Here is a 15054-nt window from a genome sequence, read left to right as displayed (position 1 = left end):
GGAATCAGGGGGAACACACGTTTGGCTTGGAGGAAACGGCTGTTCGCGGAATTGGCACGAGGCAGTGACGTGCTGCCCTTGGACGTCCTGGGAATCCAGTTCGTAGTCCGCTGGGGCCGTGCCGTTACCCGGCAGCAGCGGGAGAGTATGAGCTTGGCATGGGCACGGTGTGCCAGCAGCCGCAAGCCGCTGCTTCCGCCGCTGGCTGCGGAACCCACAGACTGCAGTCCGTTCACGGCGTCCGTGGCCTCGCAGGCCCTAAAGCACGACGGCGGCGCGTTCCAACTGCAGGCCGCTTCCTTCGAGGAGCTGGCTGAGAACCTCACGTCCCGGCTCACGGTAGCGGCCATCCTGGCCAACGCCGGCCACCTCGTGATGCTCCACTCATGCGGCGTGGCAGACCGTGAAACGGGTGCAGTGGTGGCACTCGTGGCCAAGTCGGGAACGGGCAAAACCACTGCGGTTTCCGTGCTGGCCAGGACCTATGGATATGTCACGGACGAGACCGTAGCCATCGCACCCGATGGCTGGGTGGTTCCGTATCCCAAACCGCTGTCTGTAAAGCAGGAGCCTGGCGCACCCAAAGGCCAGGTGGGACCTGACGAGCTCGCACTCCTGCCAGTCCCCGCTAACCCCTTCATCCAGTCCATCGTGCTGCTGGACCGGGTCCAAGATAAAACCGCGGCCCCAGTGCTGGAGAGGGTTCCGCTGGCTGATGCGGTGCTCGCCCTGATCCCGGACTCTTCCTCGCAGGGGGACATGGAGGAGCCGCTGCAGTCGCTCTGCCGGCTGATAGACAGCGTCGGGGGAGTCTGGAAGGTCACCTACTCGGAAGCGGCTGACCTGCCGGCAGCCCTGGAACCGCTGTTCCGGACGCAGCTGGAAAAGCAGCCCGGAACGGAGCCTGAATGGGAAGCCCGGGCAGCCGAAGGTGCCCGGCCGGCACTCATCCCGTACGGCTGCATCCGCCGCGCCGCACCGAAAGATGCAGTGGCCATTGGTAACGAGCTGCTGGTCATGCTCGACAACGAGATCGTAAGGCTGAGCGGAATCGGCCCGGCCATCTGGGAAGCATCAGCCAACCCGGTCCCGGTGCACCAGCTCGCTGAAGAAGTCGGCAAGGCGCACGGCACCCCGGAAGGCTACCGGGACGCCGTCGCCGCAGCTACAGCGCAGCTCATCGCGAAATCAGTTCTGGAACAGGGCCGCGACTAGCCGCCTATCGCGTGGGGGACCACTCGAAGCAGTACGCCGGCAACGAAGACCGGGACAGGAAAGAACAAAACTTGCGTGGAAGGAATCACGATGAGCACAACAGCCGCTCCCCCAGAAGCGCCCGAAGGCATGGACCTGACAGAGTACCTCCGGCTGCTTCGGGTTTACTGGAAGGCCATTGTCGCCTTCACCCTGCTGGCCACTTTGGCGGCGTGCGGCTGGACCATCCTCCAGCCCAAGATCTACTCCTCCGATTCCAGCGGCATCGTAGTCACGCCAGGCTCGGACAACGTGAGCCTGTCACTGGCCGGGGACAGCCTGGCCAAGGCCAAGGTCAAGAACTACGAGTCCGTGGCAAAGTCGCGGCTCGTGGCAGACCGGGTCATCCAGGCCCTCGAGCTGAACACCACCGCCGACACCCTGCTGGGCGCCATCAGCGTGAAGGTCCCCTTGGACACGGCCGAGATCCGGGTGACTGCCGAGTCCACCGACCCGGCTACAGCGCAACGGGTCGCCGATGCCTGGGTCAACGGCCTGGCCGCCCAGGTGGAAGCGATAGAAACTGTACCTGCGGGTGAGGCTGTTGTTGAGTCGGGCGCAGCAACGCCGGGCGCCGGGTCGTCGGCGAACACCACCGCGACGGCTGTCCGGGTACTTCCGCTGGGTAAGGCAGTCCTTCCCACCAGTCCCACGTCACCCAACGTCAAGCTCAACCTCGCGCTGGGCGCACTCGTCGGCTCAGCGCTCGGTGTCGCCTATGCGGTGATCCGCCGGCATCTAGACCGGCGCATCCGCAAAGCCGCCGAAATCGAACGGCTCTTCGGTGTCCCTGTGATCGGCACTCTTCCCATGGACCACCGCCTGGACGGGAAAAGCACCGTGTTGGATGCTGGCACCGGAGCCCAGGCCCACGACGCCGGCGGAGCGATGGGTGAGGCCCTCCGTGAACTGCGCACCAACCTCAGCTTCCTTGACGTGGACCAACCGCCGCGGATCATTGTGGTGACCAGTTCCGTTCAGTCCGAAGGAAAGTCCACGGTCACGGCCAACCTTGCGGTCACCATGGCAGCGGCTGGTCAAAACGTCGTGGTGGTCGACGGCGACCTCCGCCGCCCCACGCTGGTGGACGTTTTCAATCTGGTTCCGGGAGCCGGGGTCACCACTGTCCTCACCGGCACCGCCGAATTGGCGGATGTCCTGCAGCCGTGGGGTGCCCTGCCGAACCTCTCAGTCCTTGGCTCGGGCCGAGTTCCGCCGAACCCGAGCGAGCTGCTTGGGTCCCGGGCCATGAGGAACATGCTCAATGCGCTGGCCGAGGATGCGATCGTCCTGATTGACGCGCCGCCGCTGCTTCCGGTGACTGATGCCGCAGTCCTTTCGCGTGCAGCGGACGGTGCCATTGTGGTCATCCAGACGGGCAGGACCACCCAGGAGCAGCTGGCCCAATCCCTGGGGAACCTCGAGAAGGTCAAGGGCCGCGTCCTTGGCGCCGTCCTCAATTACGTTCCAACCAGGGGAACAGATGCCTATTCGTACTACGGAACGTATACCTCGGCGCCCGCCCCGGCGGCTGAAGCCGATCCGCAGCGAATCGCCATCCCGAACGTGCACGAAGCGGATGGTTTCTTCGAAGCCGTGCGCGGTGGGCGCAGGGCCAAAGGCTAAGGGTCCCCGTGCCGGACAGTGCCAATGAAACGCAGCTCAGCATCCCCGAAGGCGTGCTCCTAGGCCACGCGCTCGCGTCTCGGGTAGCGGACAGCCTGGGAATCAGAGCCTTCTTCATCAAGGGACCGGCGAGTGTAATCCAGGGGCTGAGGCAGCCCAGAATGTCTGGTGACGTGGATATTTTCGTGGCCCCCTCCAACCTGGAGCAAATGCTGGAAGGCCTGCGAGAGCGGGGTTGGCGGGAGCGCCCCGTGGATCCGGACAGCAGGACCTTTCCAAAGCACTCGGTGACCGTCGACCACCCTGAATGGCCTTGTTGCATCGACGTCCATTTTCGCTTTCCGGGAATGGAAAATCCGGCCAGCGACTGCTTCGAGGTGATGTTGGTGAATACCGAGGACTTGGAGCTTGCAGGACAAGAGGTGCGAGTCCCGTCAACGGCGCTGGGAATCCTGATCCTGGCACTGCATGCCCTCCGGTCGCCCGAGTTGCCTGCGTGCCGGCAGGAGCTTGAGTTCTTGGCCCACTTAACAGAACGGCAAGCGCAGGCGTCTTCCGTCCTGGAAATGGCCATCGCCACGGGCTCATTGGCGGCCATGCGCCCCTTTCTCGAGGACCTCCTTCCCAAGACTGCTGTATTAGCGTGGCCGCAGCCATCCATGGAATGGCGCAACCGGCTCCTGGCCCAGGAGCCAGGGAGCGCCCGGCTCATCGCTGTTCTGCAGGCGCCATGGCAGATCAAACCAAAGATGCTGTGGTTCGCAGCCTTCCCGCAGCAGGAGGCTCTCCTGAGCGTGAACATCTACGCCGACACGTCCCTACGGGGACGACTCCTGCAGCACCGTGCCAGATGGGCCAGGTTTCTGCGTTCGGCTCCCCAACTCATGCGGAACCTCAAAGGCCTCGATGGTTGAGCTTGTCGAAACCAAAGGGCCCGGTGGTTGAGGTCCGCCCCGGTGGTTGAGCTTGTCGAAACCCGGGAACAGCCATCAAAAATTGCCTTTATCTACCGCTGATTTGTAAGGTTCACCTATGACTACGGGGAAAGCAATATCCAAAGCCGTCATTCCTGCTGCCGGATTGGGAACTCGCTTCCTGCCCGCCACCAAGGCAATGCCGAAAGAAATGCTGCCGGTGGTAGACCGCCCGGCCATCCAGTACGTCGTGGAGGAAGCCGTAAAGTCCGGCCTCACCGACCTGCTGATGATTACGGGGCGGAACAAGCGCTCCCTTGAGGACCACTTTGACCGCGAGCCTGGCCTGGAGCGTGCGCTGGAACTGAAGGGCGATACCGATCGCCTGGAATCCGTGCAGTACGCCTCCGAGCTGGGCCCCATCCACTACGTCCGCCAGGGCGAGGCCAAGGGCTTGGGCCACGCGGTGCTGTGCGCTGCACAGCATGTGGGGGACGAGCCTTTCGCGGTGCTGCTGGGCGACGACCTGATTGACGAGGCCGATGACCTGCTGAGCACCATGATGGAGGTCCAGCAGAAGACCGGCGGTTCGGTCATCGCCCTGATCGAGGTGGACCCGTCCCAGATCAGCGCCTACGGCTGCGCGGACATCACCGCTGTGGACGGCGAAGAGTACGTCCGCGTCAACAGCCTGGTGGAAAAGCCTGCCGTCGGCGACGCGCCGTCCAACCTGGCCGTGATCGGCCGGTACGTGCTGCACCCGTCTGTGTTCGGCGTCCTGGAGCACACCGCGCCGGGCCGCGGCGGAGAGATCCAGCTGACGGATGCCCTGCAGACTCTGGCTGCCGGCGAGGGTGAAGGCTCCGGTGTGTATGGCGTGGTCTTCAAGGGCCGCCGCTTCGACACGGGCGACAAGCTGAGCTACCTCAAGGCCGTCATCACACTGGCGTCCGAGCGGGTCGAGTTCGGCGAGGACCTGAAGACCTGGATGAAGGGCTTCGTGAACTAGCTGAGGTTCTAGCTGCTAGTTAGAGGTCCGCTGCCGAGAGGTTGCGGGCCTCTGTTTTTTGAGCGCCCAGAGGGCCAGCAGAGCTCCCATGACAGCTCCTGACGTGTTTGTCAGGATGTCGATGGAGCTTGCAAAGCGGTTGTGAAGAAACAGGAGTTGGCCCAGTTCCATGCAGCCGGAAATGAGCAGGCCAAACGCTCCGACCTGCCACCAGCGTTTCTCCGGAAAAGAAAGTGCGATAACGAAGCCGAGCGGAACGAAAAGGGCAATGTTGGCGGAGGCTTCGATGAATTTGTAATTGAACCATCGCGGGATGCCGTGAAGCTGAAGAAAATAAAGGACGCTTGCGAGTTGCCCCTGCACGGGCTGATCCACGGGGTTCGGCCAGAAAGCGATGAAGGCTAGCGGGATAAACATGACCACGAGGACGAGACGCCAAACACTACGGTTATGGAGGAGTCTCAAGGGTTCCTCAGGAAGCCCGTAAGAGGGCAACTACGGCAGTACCCAGGGCAGCGGCCGCCAGGAGCCCGAGAAGGATGTAGCGGAGCACCTGGGGGCGGAGTGGTATTGAGAAGTCCAGCTCTCGTGGTGTTCTGCGCCAATGTCTCCCCATAGCCCTAATAAATATCACACTGAGTTAAATGCAGAAGGTGGGTGTTCTCCGCTTCCGGAGAACACCCACCTTCTTTGGTGCTAGGAGGTGTATCGGTTATGCAGCAGCCTCTGCCTTGGCACGGCGACGAACAACCACTACGGAAGTTGCGCCGGCGGCCAGTGCGCCTGCGCCAACCAGGGTCCAGAGAACCAGGCCAGAGTCGGCGCCGGTGTTAGCGAGGCCGGAACCGGTGTTGGCCAGCGGAGCGCCGCCCGTGATGGAGCCGGTGTTGGCCAAGGAAGCTGCCACCGTTACCGCGAGGGGACCAACGGTCACCCCAGAGGTGTTACCCGTAGCCGTCAGGCTGTAGTTTCCGGGTTCGGTGATGGAGATCGGCAGGGAGAATTTACCCTGCGCATCGGCGGTGGTGCTAAGGGTCGAGGGCGCCAGGTACAGGCTGATCTTGCCTGCCACTGCGGCGCCACCGGCGATGCTTGCACCATCAGACGCAGGGGCATCGCCTGGAGTCACTGTGATGGTGAGGGTTTCACCGGCCAGGAAGCCCTGGCCACTGAAAATGAAGTCTTCGCCCGGACCAACTACACCGTCAGAAACAGCAGCCTGAGGCGGGAGTGCCGGGTAAGTGGCGGCCATGGCAGGAGCCGAGCCGATAAGAGCGATGGAACCCGCAAGTGCGAGTGCTGCAAGTGTTTTCTTCATGAGTGTCCCCCCGGAGACGTTTAAGTTTAGTTGTACCCGATTTTGGGGAGTGTTCCCCTCCGCACGAGACCTTTGTGCAGAACTACGGATAGATATCCCAAAAAGACGTTACCACCTGCTCTTCCCTGTGAGCAATCTCAATCCAGTCGGTTTACATAGTGTTAACGTGCTGCCTATGCACTTAGCTACAGACAGCATTTTCCGTGGGCAGTGTCACATCCTTTACGGGCTGGACAGTCGGTGTGACAACAACGTTAGGTTCCGACTGCTGTGGAATCTTGCCGAACGTTATGTCTACGGTTTTGCTCTCGCCTGGCGCTAGAAGGACGGCCAAGACGCCCACAGGTCGGTCACCGTGAAAATAAGGAGCGAAGCCCGTTCGCTGCCCGTCGAGCTCGGCAGTCTCAACATGTGCCTGGGCGGGTCCGTAGGCAACGATGTTGGTTTGTACAGAGCCTGGGGGAACGCCGAAGGCGCCATTCCCCGTGACATAAGCGGGCAGGGAAGTTCCCGCGTCAAGTGGCGCTGAGTTGGTGCTGGTTATCCTCACCGACGTTTGTTCGTAGCCGTCTACCGGGCACTCTTTCACGAGTTGCACGGTTCTCTTGACGTAATAGTCCATCTTGGCGCCCGTGCCGTCATTAAAATAAACGCCAAATTCTGCCGGACCGACACTTTCGCCAGCGATCGAACCGCCGAGCGGATACTTGGCAATTACTTTCTGTTCATCGGACGTCGCGGACCACACTCGCACTCGCCCCTCCGAGGTTGCCTGCGTAATGCCTACGATCAGGCGCTTGGCGTCTGCGTTGCCAAGTGCGAGCTCTGCAAATATTTTCTGAGCGACACCGGCAAAATACACGTCTTGAAGTTCGGGGCGTTCTATCTTCGCGTAGACGTCGGAAAGCAATGTTGAAACAACATTCTTGGCGTTCAGCTCCGAGGGCAACCCGCTGTTGGCAAGGGACCAGTCCGAGTCTGCGATTTCTACGGGACCAGTAGCTGCGAGTATGTAACTGAGCGCGACCGGGTCGATGGAGAGAACGCCGTCAAGACTGTTGCCAGTTTTCTTCTCCCACATCGCTACGGCGCTGCTGGCCGCAGTGGGAAAGTCAGGGGTTAGGTTGACGTCCTGCATGTACTTGCCGAGGCGCGCTGTATAGATCTGTTGTTGTTGGGTGTCAACGGGCAACGACGGCGAGAAGGTGCCTATTTCACCAGCGGTGGTCTGAGCGCCTAGGGTCAATTTTCCGTCTTCGAGCTTTACGACTGCCAGTGCGCCGGGGATGCCGCCGGAGGCGCGGGACTCCGCATTGTTTTGGATCATGAGTAGATAGTTGCGGCCCCCTTCCGCTCCCAACATGTCGGGGATAATCAGCGCAGCATCAGCCGATGCATCGAGGGTGTCGGTCACCGACCGCAATTCTTCTTTGGCTCTGATCAGAGGATCAGCCACTTCGGGCAGTAGGCGGCTGGTTTCGATGCGTTCCAGTCGCTCGACGGAGATGCGCACAGCATGGGCGGCGGAAGCGGCGCTAGGGGCAGCCTTTTTGAGCGGTTCTAAATCCGTACCGCTGACAGTGGGCAGCAAAATATCCCAGTTGAGCGAATCAAAGACCTTAACTAGCGGAGCAGCACCCAACGTCGCAACATCGTCGGCCGTACGCGCTATTTCAGATACGGCATCAAAATTGGGACCGAGAAAAGGAACGGCGGAGGCCAAGGTCCACAGTGGGTCTTCTGCGGCGTTGCGTGCTGCAGCCGTATGAATTCTCAACCGGTTTACAGATGCTCCAGCCTGCTGTGCATTATTGCCAGCGACTTGGTTCTTCAGTTGCGGAACGAGTTGTGCTGCAGCATCAAGCTCAGTGTTGATTGTTTCAGCTCGTCCTCCGATCCATAGCGCCGCGACGGATAGTATTGCGGCGGCCGTTGCCGTCCAAATACCGGTAATGAGAATGCGCCGGCGGTTCCGCGGTCGCGTGGCCCGTCCGCCAGTTTGGCGCGAGCTGTTCTTTGAGGATTGTGATTCGTTCAAACTTTTCGTCATGCTGAGCGGCGTCCTTCCGGAACAGAGTGCAAGCGGTGGTCGTAATGCTTAGTAGGCGCCGGTGCTTTGAAATACTGCACGCACTGTGCGAAGAATGATGACCATGTCGCCGGCCAGGGACCAGTTCTCTACGTAGTAGAGGTCAAGCCGGACAGAGTCTTGCCACGAAAGGTTCGAACGACCGCTAACCTGCCAGAGCCCGGTTAAGCCTGGCTTTACTAGCAACCTGCGTCTCACATCGTGCTCGTACTCGGCGACTTCACGAGGTAGCGGCGGACGTGGGCCCACTAAGCTCATACTTCCCGCGAAAATGTTGAATAGCTGTGGGAGCTCATCAAGGCTGTATTTTCGAAGAAAGCCGCCCGCGCGCGTGACTCTGGGATCGTTCTTCATCTTGAAGAGGACGCCATTTCCTTCATTGCGCTCCCCCAATTCAGCGAGTCTCTGCTCGGCATCGGCAACCATGGAGCGAAACTTAAGCATTTCAAAAGGGGCCCCCTCTATGCCAACTCGCTCCTGCCGGAAGAAGACAGGTCCCCTGCTGTCCAAGCGGACCCAAAGCGCAAGTATCAGCATCATTGGTGAACAAGCCAGGATCAAGACACCGGACACAACAACATCAAACAGCCTTTTGGCAACACGCTGACCCCCTTCAAGTGTCGGCGTGGTGACGTGAATCAGTGGCAAACCGGCGACCTGCTGTGTATGAATCCGGGGGCCAGCGATGTCGGTCAGGGCTGGGGCCATGATGAGTCCAACATTTCGCGCTGCGAGTTCCCATCCAAGCTGCCTTAGCGTTTGTGGATGCAGTTGTACGCCCGCCGATACAGCAACAGCATCGGCGCCACAGTCCGATATTGCTTCGAGGATGGATGAGGTGTTAGGACTAGCTCCGAGCACTGGCAGGCCGGCAATGTCTTGGTCCGATTGGTTGACTTTACTTCCTGGGGTATACGCGGCGACGGGAAGATAACCAGCTTCCTTTGCCCGGGTGAGGCTCGATGCTAAATGAGCTACGGCGTTGGGTCCACCCAGAATGAGCAATCGCGACATACTCGCGCCTTTTTGACGACTGACACTTAAATGCTGCCTGTGCAACCACCGCGCGAGAATGAGTCCTAAGAGCCCGACAGGCAGCGCAATACCAACATATCCGCGGGCAGTGTCAATTCGGAAAACATAAGAGAAAATCGCAAGCAGTCCAAATAGCCAAAGAGATGCCGCTGCCACCCGTTTGTATTCGTCAGGCCCTGAACCCAGAATGCGACTCTGGCGGCTATTCCAAGCGCCTAGCATGAACCACCAAGCGAAACATAAGACGATGGACAGCCAAGCGTAGTTGGTTTCCTGACCTGAGATCACGAAGTTGGGTTCAAATCCGAACCGGACTACGTATGCGCCAGTTACTGCCCAAGCAATGACAAACGCGTCTACTACCCTCAGGGTGCGTGCGGTACGCACCCGCCAACCAGACATTGTCCCCACTCAGCATCCCCGTAATCTATTCATCCCCTACTGAGGGTGACTCCGTGCATATGCTACAGGTGCCTGTGGAAGGCCAAAAAATGTTGCACTTACATCTACCGGAACTAGCGGCGAGCAAGACCTGCGTTGGGAAGATCCAGCCGCAGTGGATCAGGCGGGGTACAGCTACTGCACGAGGTGGTCGTGTTGCCAGTCTGACGAAGGGATACCATTGAACTGTTCTTGGCCCATACTCCTCCTGCCACCTTCCGCGCTGCGCACGATTAAGACTGATGCCTCACTTAAGGGTGCTAAGTAGCAGTAGCTATGGTATTTATCTGACGGCGGTATGCAAGGGCACCCTGGAATTGGTCCGACGACGGACAAGCGCTTAGACGCCATGCAACTCGGTCGGATTGAGCCGGCCTAAAAGAAAAAAGGGGGACCCATGTCTGTATCAGTAGCCATTATTGGCACTCGAGGTTATCCAAGCTATTACGGAGGCTTTGAAACCGCTGTGCGGAAACTGGCGCCATACTTGGCGGATGCTGGCTGGGACGTGACTGTCTATGGTCGACACGGCGCGACACGGGACCACGACGATGGGCGCGATCATCGTGTGCGCACCGTGGTCACATCAGGCATCGAAAGCAAATCGCTCAGCACCTTGTCATATGGGTTGACTGCTGTTCTCCACGCAATGCGAAGCAAACCAGATGTCGCTCTGGTGATGAACGTGGCAAACGGCTTCTGGTTGCCTCTGCTTAGGCTCCGAGGAATACCCGTGGTAGTCAACGTGGACGGGATCGAATGGGAACGGGCTAAGTGGGGCCGATTGGCAAAGGGCATTTTCAAACTTGCCGCTCGCTTCACTTCTTGGTTTGGTGGCACACTCGTGGCAGATGCGGCCGAGATTCAGCGTCGATGGATCCAAGGGTTTTCCCGTGAAAGCGTGTTCATTCCTTACGGGGGCGACGTACCTGGGGTGTTGCCCGTGGAACCGGGTCTGGAATCTCGTTCTTATGCACTATTGGTGGCCCGTTTCGTGCCGGAAAACACCGTTGCTGAATTCTTCGATGCAGCGGAAGTTTTAGCTGCTACAACGAAGATTGTGATAGTCGGATCGTCTGGATACGGCGGACTTCTCGATGAGCGAGCAGCCGAACTCGCCCGGAAATACGAGAATGTTTCCTGGCTCGGCCACGTGAGCGATGACCGCAGGTTGCTGGCGCTGTGGCAGCATGCCGGGGCATATTTTCACGGCCATAGCGTGGGGGGTACTAATCCGGCTCTCGTGCAGGCCATGGCTTGCGGCGCTCCAACGGTTGCACGAGACACGGTTTATAACCGAGAAGTCTTGGGAGATGGGGCTAAATTCGTTGCACCACAGCCGGAAGCGATAGCCGCCGCAATTTCTTCGCTTTTGAACGATACGGAACTTCAGTCGAGCCTGAGTTCGACTAGCCTAAGCCGCGCGCGGGAACACTACAGTTGGGAGCTCGTGTGCCGCCTATACCAAGAGACACTCGTTGACTCAATCAGTGCACCGATTTCTCGGGAGTCAAAGCGGTCGCCCGTTGCGGGCAAGGCAAATTCATAGCCCGGATTGGAGATCCTATGACCCTCTACATCAGTAATCCGCTCCCTCAAGCGTTGAGACACTACGAGCTTGAACTTATTCAGACCTTATCCCGGGTTGGTGCGGGGCATTCTTCAGCAGCTTCGCGCGCTGTTGAGGATAAGCCCGGATTTTGGGGAAAAGCAGTAAAACTTTCCAATGCGGTTCGGAACTCTCGTCGGAAAATCCCAGTATCCTCCCGGGTTATACAATGCTGGCCGAGTTTGGGTCTACTAGAACCTGCATTGTGGCATAGTTCACGTCGCCTAAACTTCATCGTATTTCACGACCCGGTACCCATTCGCAAGCAGATCGGCTTTGACCGCTTCAGCCGCAAATTTGCATCTTTATACAGGCCAAACTTCGCCCCAGTCATCTTGGTCCACTCGGATGACGCCGGCGCTGAGGCTCGAAGGCTCTTTCCTGGCTTGTCTGTCCAAAAAGCCCTTCATCCGCTACTGAGCGAACAAACAGCTCCGACCAGTGCCGGGAGTGACATCATTGTTGCTGGTCAATACAAACCTGAGCGAAATCTTTCCCTCCTCGCTGAAATCGGCCCAATGCTCCGTGCTAAAAATCTTCGCCCCCGCATCTACGGGCGAGGGTGGCCAGAAAACATACCGGGCTGGGAAGTAGAAAGCCGGTTTTTGAGCGAGGCCGAGTTGGATGCGGGAATCGACGCTGCCGCCGTCGTGCTTATTCCCTATCGAAACTATTTTCAAAGTGGGATAGCAATTAGAGCTCTTGAGCGTGGGACGCTGAGCGTATCTCCGGAAAACTCATTCGCGCGGGATGTGTTTGGTGCGGTCCCGCAAGCAGTGTATCGCCCCGAAGCAACCGCAGGAGAAGTTCTCGAGCATGTGATGGGCGTTGCAGAAGCGCCAATAAAAGCGGTCGATGTGGCTCAAGATTATCGGAGTCGAACTGATGCCTCTTGGGCCGAACTTTTGAGCACCAGGCACAGTGATTAATTGAAATTAGCGCCATCAATTCTGTACAAGAAATCCAATCGATGACCGGTCATAGGTCGTAGTATGCGCGGCAAGTGGGGCGGTACGAAAAATGGGAGAAAATTTGATTCGGAAAATCGTTAGGACACTGCGTGCCTCCTATATTAATTTTGAAATTGTTTGGCGGCTTGACGCGCTGCTGGCGCTACTGGCCAGCATGCGGCCATCCCCCGAGCGCGACCACCATGTCTTATTGGCTGCAACAGGAGGTGGAAATATCGGTGACCAAGCAATGTTGGAATCATTCATCCAGAACGCTGACGGTCCACTCACTATCATTACTTCTGATTCCAATAGTCTTGCTATTCCCGAGGAACACGCAAATCGGGTTGCAGTCCACGAAATAAAACGACTGGTCAGCGGGCTTCCCGTTCTTCGGCTTTCGGACACGCGCCGGTTCATAAAAGTACTTCGGCGCGCAAAGAGCTACTCAGTTGTTGGTGCTGACATTATGGATGGTGTATATAGCCCGGAGCAGTCGATTGCCCGAATCAGTTCCATCAACTGCGCTCTCACAATGGGTGTCAATTCCCGAATACTCGGATTCAGTTGGTCCCCAAATGCTGTGAGAAGTGCAAAAGCTGGGATGCGGAGGCTCAATAATCGTGCACAAATATTTGCACGTGACCCTGAGAGCCTGAGTCGGCTGAAGGCCGATGGAGTGACAGGCAGTCAGCCTGTAAGTGACACGGTTTTCTCCTTCGGTACACTCGAAAGTTCTCCGCATATAGATCAATGGGTCGGAACGCAGAAAAGCAAAGGCCGCAAGGTGGCCATTTTCAATGCGAGCGGTTTGATTTCACGTCGGATCGATCTATCTCAGGACTACCATGAAATTATCGCGTTTCTCGTAGCATCGAACTACCGCGTGATATTGCTCCCCCATGTAATCAGACCCGGGGATGACGATTCTGAAGCCATTCGGTCTCTATCCGCATCCTGCAGAGGCTTCGGGGATGCGATATATGAAGTCCGGGAGCTCCTTACGCCTGGACAGGTGAAGGGTCTCGTGTCTCAGGTGGACCTAGTGGTCACGGGGCGGATGCATCTCGCTGTTCTGGCTTTGACAGCAGCAGTGCCCACCATAACCTTTGGAACTCAGGGCAAGGTGGAGGGCCTCTATAAACTGGTTAACCTTGAGAAGTTTTGTATCAGTCCTGAACGGCATGTAGGAAAAAAGGCGATCGAGATAATCCGATCACTTGAGAAGGAACCAGGAATTGCACGCGATTCTATCGCAAAAGCCTTGCCTGGAATCATTTCTTCTTCGAAGCATAACTTTGTTGGCCTGAGTTGAGCGGATGTCGCTATTTAGGAAGGAACAGTGAATTTTAGATCTGATGGACTTTCCCGAATTTTCTGGGGTATGTCATCCCAAATATTTGCGAGTGCCATCAGTCTGGCGCTCACGATATTCACTGCCAGAGCTGTTAGTGCAACTGAGTACGGCCTATTTTCCCTAGCTCTTACTACTGCCTTTTTTGTCACCGGAATGATTCGCGCGATGACGTCCGAAGTTCTAGTTTTTAGGCACTCATCAGCAACCGGGGCGAACCGCGAGCGAATGTCGGGGGAATGCTTGAGTGCCGGCATATTCCTCGCCATTGTCGTGGCGCTGCTTACACTGGGAGTTGGCCTCCTTACGTCTTCGACCTTGTGGATATTGGTTGCAGCCTCTCTGGTGGGACTCGTGGTTCAGGACAATGTACGTTTCGTCTTGATGGCTCACGGTAGAACCAAGGGTGCAACTTTGCTTGACGGCCTTACGTTAGTGGGCACGGTTGGCTTCCTAGTCGTCGCCACGCTCCTCGATAACATAAATTGGTTTGTGGTTGCATGGGGTGCGGCCGCCTGGGTTTCGGCTGTTTTCGGCCTGCTGATGCTGAAGCCGAAATTGAGATTCAGAAATGCCCGCGCATGGGGAGGCTTGGCTTGGGCAGAGTCGCGATTTTTCGCCGGTGAGTATGCTTTAACCAATGCTGTATCTACCGGGTCTGTCTACTTCATAGCGTTGCTCCTGGGCGCTGTAGCCGCTGGGCAGATCCGTGCGGCATCTATGCTGGTACTTCCCATTCTCCTCTTAACTAGGGGGTTGCTTCTCGCAGTTGCTGCGGAATCGAATCGGTTGATCGCTGAAAGACGATTTGCCGCAGTAGGCAAGATCGGCTTTGTCATGTCGATCAGCGCTGTGTTGATAACAATCGTGTGGATTCCCCTGGTTATTGTCGTTCCCGCCGAAGTTTTGGTCTTCCTCCTAGGCGATTCGGCGGAAGGCGCAAAGGCGGTATTTCCGTATGTTGCGCTGGCGACCGCAGCCGCAGGTGTGGCTGCTGGGCCGAATCTGATTTTGAAGTCTGCAGGGCAGGTGAAAACCACCCTGTTGGGTAAGATTATTGCTCTGCCAGTAGCCGCCGGCGGAGTAGTTCTCTTCTCGCTTACTGCGGGCGTTGCCGGAAGCCAGATTGGCCTTGCCATCGGTGAACTTTTACGCGGTGCATGGGGGGCCTGCTGGGCGAGGGCATGGCTAAAGCGTCAGTCGCGCGTGTCGCAGAAGCCGGAGTCTCTTCCCGCAAGAAAAATGTGATTCCTCCTTGGCTGACGCTGGGAAGAGCATTCGCGCTCAGGGCCCGTTCCTTGTGGTTCGTTGTTGCGACTGCAGGCATGAGCTGATAGCGGGCTTACTTGGACTTAGGCAGCGGCGTTGCGACGAGACTCGCTTCCGTCGGGTCAAAGTCACCCCAAGAACTGCACCCTCGCCGGCGCCCCAATCAAAGTTCCAACAGAATGCGCT

At 58.1% G+C, this 15054-nt stretch carries 12 protein-coding genes; 8 read left to right on the top strand and 4 right to left on the bottom strand.

Annotation, left to right across the window (positions count from 1 at the left end; genetic code table 11):
• The first annotated feature begins 69 nt into the window (after window positions 1-69).
• The 4 genes from FBY31_RS08925 to galU all read left to right on the top strand — a co-directional run bounded on the left by FBY31_RS08925 (window position 70) and on the right by galU (window position 4803).
• On the top strand, window positions 70-1215 hold the full coding sequence (locus tag FBY31_RS08925; protein WP_235012986.1) for a hypothetical protein: 1146 nt from the start codon (window positions 70-72) through the stop codon (window positions 1213-1215).
• 90 nt (window positions 1216-1305) lie between these two features.
• A complete protein-coding gene (locus tag FBY31_RS08920; RefSeq protein ID WP_142039500.1) occupies window positions 1306-2880 on the top strand; it encodes a polysaccharide biosynthesis tyrosine autokinase in 1575 nt (524 codons plus the stop codon).
• A gap of 8 nt (window positions 2881-2888) precedes the next feature.
• Window positions 2889-3794, top strand: coding sequence for a nucleotidyltransferase family protein (locus FBY31_RS08915; protein ID WP_142039497.1), 906 nt, complete (start codon window positions 2889-2891; stop codon window positions 3792-3794).
• 118 nt (window positions 3795-3912) lie between these two features.
• Window positions 3913-4803, top strand: a complete 891-nt coding sequence (gene galU, locus FBY31_RS08910; protein WP_142039494.1) for a UTP--glucose-1-phosphate uridylyltransferase GalU — start codon at window positions 3913-3915, stop codon at window positions 4801-4803.
• 15 nt (window positions 4804-4818) lie between these two features.
• Here galU and FBY31_RS08905 read toward each other — a convergent pair whose 3' ends face one another.
• From FBY31_RS08905 to FBY31_RS08890, 4 genes are all read right to left on the bottom strand, one after another.
• Window positions 4819-5220, bottom strand: a complete 402-nt coding sequence (locus FBY31_RS08905) for a VanZ family protein (protein ID WP_235012985.1) — start codon at window positions 5218-5220, stop codon at window positions 4819-4821.
• Between the two features lie 295 nt (window positions 5221-5515).
• Window positions 5516-6121, bottom strand: a complete 606-nt coding sequence (locus FBY31_RS08900; protein ID WP_142039488.1) for an LPXTG cell wall anchor domain-containing protein — start codon at window positions 6119-6121, stop codon at window positions 5516-5518.
• A gap of 181 nt (window positions 6122-6302) precedes the next feature.
• Window positions 6303-8171 (bottom strand): DUF4012 domain-containing protein, encoded by a 1869-nt coding sequence (locus FBY31_RS08895; protein ID WP_142039485.1) that lies wholly within the window; start codon window positions 8169-8171, stop codon window positions 6303-6305.
• Window positions 8172-8219: 48 nt separating this feature from the next.
• A complete protein-coding gene (locus FBY31_RS08890; RefSeq protein WP_142045197.1) occupies window positions 8220-9647 on the bottom strand; it encodes a sugar transferase in 1428 nt (475 codons plus the stop codon).
• A gap of 436 nt (window positions 9648-10083) precedes the next feature.
• Here FBY31_RS08890 and FBY31_RS08885 point away from each other — a divergent pair, with 436 nt between their 5' ends.
• The 4 genes from FBY31_RS08885 to FBY31_RS08870 all read left to right on the top strand — a co-directional run bounded on the left by FBY31_RS08885 (window position 10084) and on the right by FBY31_RS08870 (window position 14847).
• On the top strand, window positions 10084-11235 hold the full coding sequence (locus FBY31_RS08885; RefSeq protein WP_142039482.1) for a glycosyltransferase: 1152 nt from the start codon (window positions 10084-10086) through the stop codon (window positions 11233-11235).
• Window positions 11236-11252: 17 nt separating this feature from the next.
• Complete coding sequence (locus FBY31_RS08880) at window positions 11253-12224, top strand: hypothetical protein (protein WP_142039480.1); 972 nt, start codon at window positions 11253-11255, stop codon at window positions 12222-12224.
• A gap of 91 nt (window positions 12225-12315) precedes the next feature.
• The gene (locus tag FBY31_RS08875) at window positions 12316-13560 is read left to right on the top strand and encodes a polysaccharide pyruvyl transferase family protein (RefSeq protein WP_142039477.1); all 1245 of its coding nucleotides are present in this window, start codon (window positions 12316-12318) and stop codon (window positions 13558-13560) included.
• A 27-nt stretch (window positions 13561-13587) separates the two neighbouring features.
• Window positions 13588-14847: a hypothetical protein gene (locus FBY31_RS08870; RefSeq protein WP_142039474.1), complete on the top strand. Its 1260-nt coding sequence runs from the start codon at window positions 13588-13590 to the stop codon at window positions 14845-14847.
• Window positions 14848-15054: the final 207 nt, after the last annotated feature.

This window comes from Arthrobacter sp. SLBN-100, from assembly GCF_006715305.1.
Lineage (GTDB): Bacteria > Actinomycetota > Actinomycetes > Actinomycetales > Micrococcaceae > Arthrobacter.
The sequence above is the reverse complement of the archived record's forward strand: the minus strand, read 5'-3'. Positions and strand labels throughout refer to the sequence as shown.

Coding starts and splice junctions, on each gene's coding strand:
- FBY31_RS08895 (WP_142039485.1), bottom strand. CDS start 8,171: ATGACGAAAAGTTTGAACGAATCACAATCCTCAAAGAACAGCTCGCGC.
- FBY31_RS08880 (WP_142039480.1), top strand. CDS start 11,253: ATGACCCTCTACATCAGTAATCCGCTCCCTCAAGCGTTGAGACACTAC.
- FBY31_RS08885 (WP_142039482.1), top strand. CDS start 10,084: ATGTCTGTATCAGTAGCCATTATTGGCACTCGAGGTTATCCAAGCTAT.
- galU (WP_142039494.1), top strand. CDS start 3,913: ATGACTACGGGGAAAGCAATATCCAAAGCCGTCATTCCTGCTGCCGGA.
- FBY31_RS08920 (WP_142039500.1), top strand. CDS start 1,306: ATGAGCACAACAGCCGCTCCCCCAGAAGCGCCCGAAGGCATGGACCTG.
- FBY31_RS08905 (WP_235012985.1), bottom strand. CDS start 5,220: ATGTTTATCCCGCTAGCCTTCATCGCTTTCTGGCCGAACCCCGTGGAT.
- FBY31_RS08900 (WP_142039488.1), bottom strand. CDS start 6,121: ATGAAGAAAACACTTGCAGCACTCGCACTTGCGGGTTCCATCGCTCTT.
- FBY31_RS08875 (WP_142039477.1), top strand. CDS start 12,316: ATGGGAGAAAATTTGATTCGGAAAATCGTTAGGACACTGCGTGCCTCC.
- FBY31_RS08890 (WP_142045197.1), bottom strand. CDS start 9,647: ATGTCTGGTTGGCGGGTGCGTACCGCACGCACCCTGAGGGTAGTAGAC.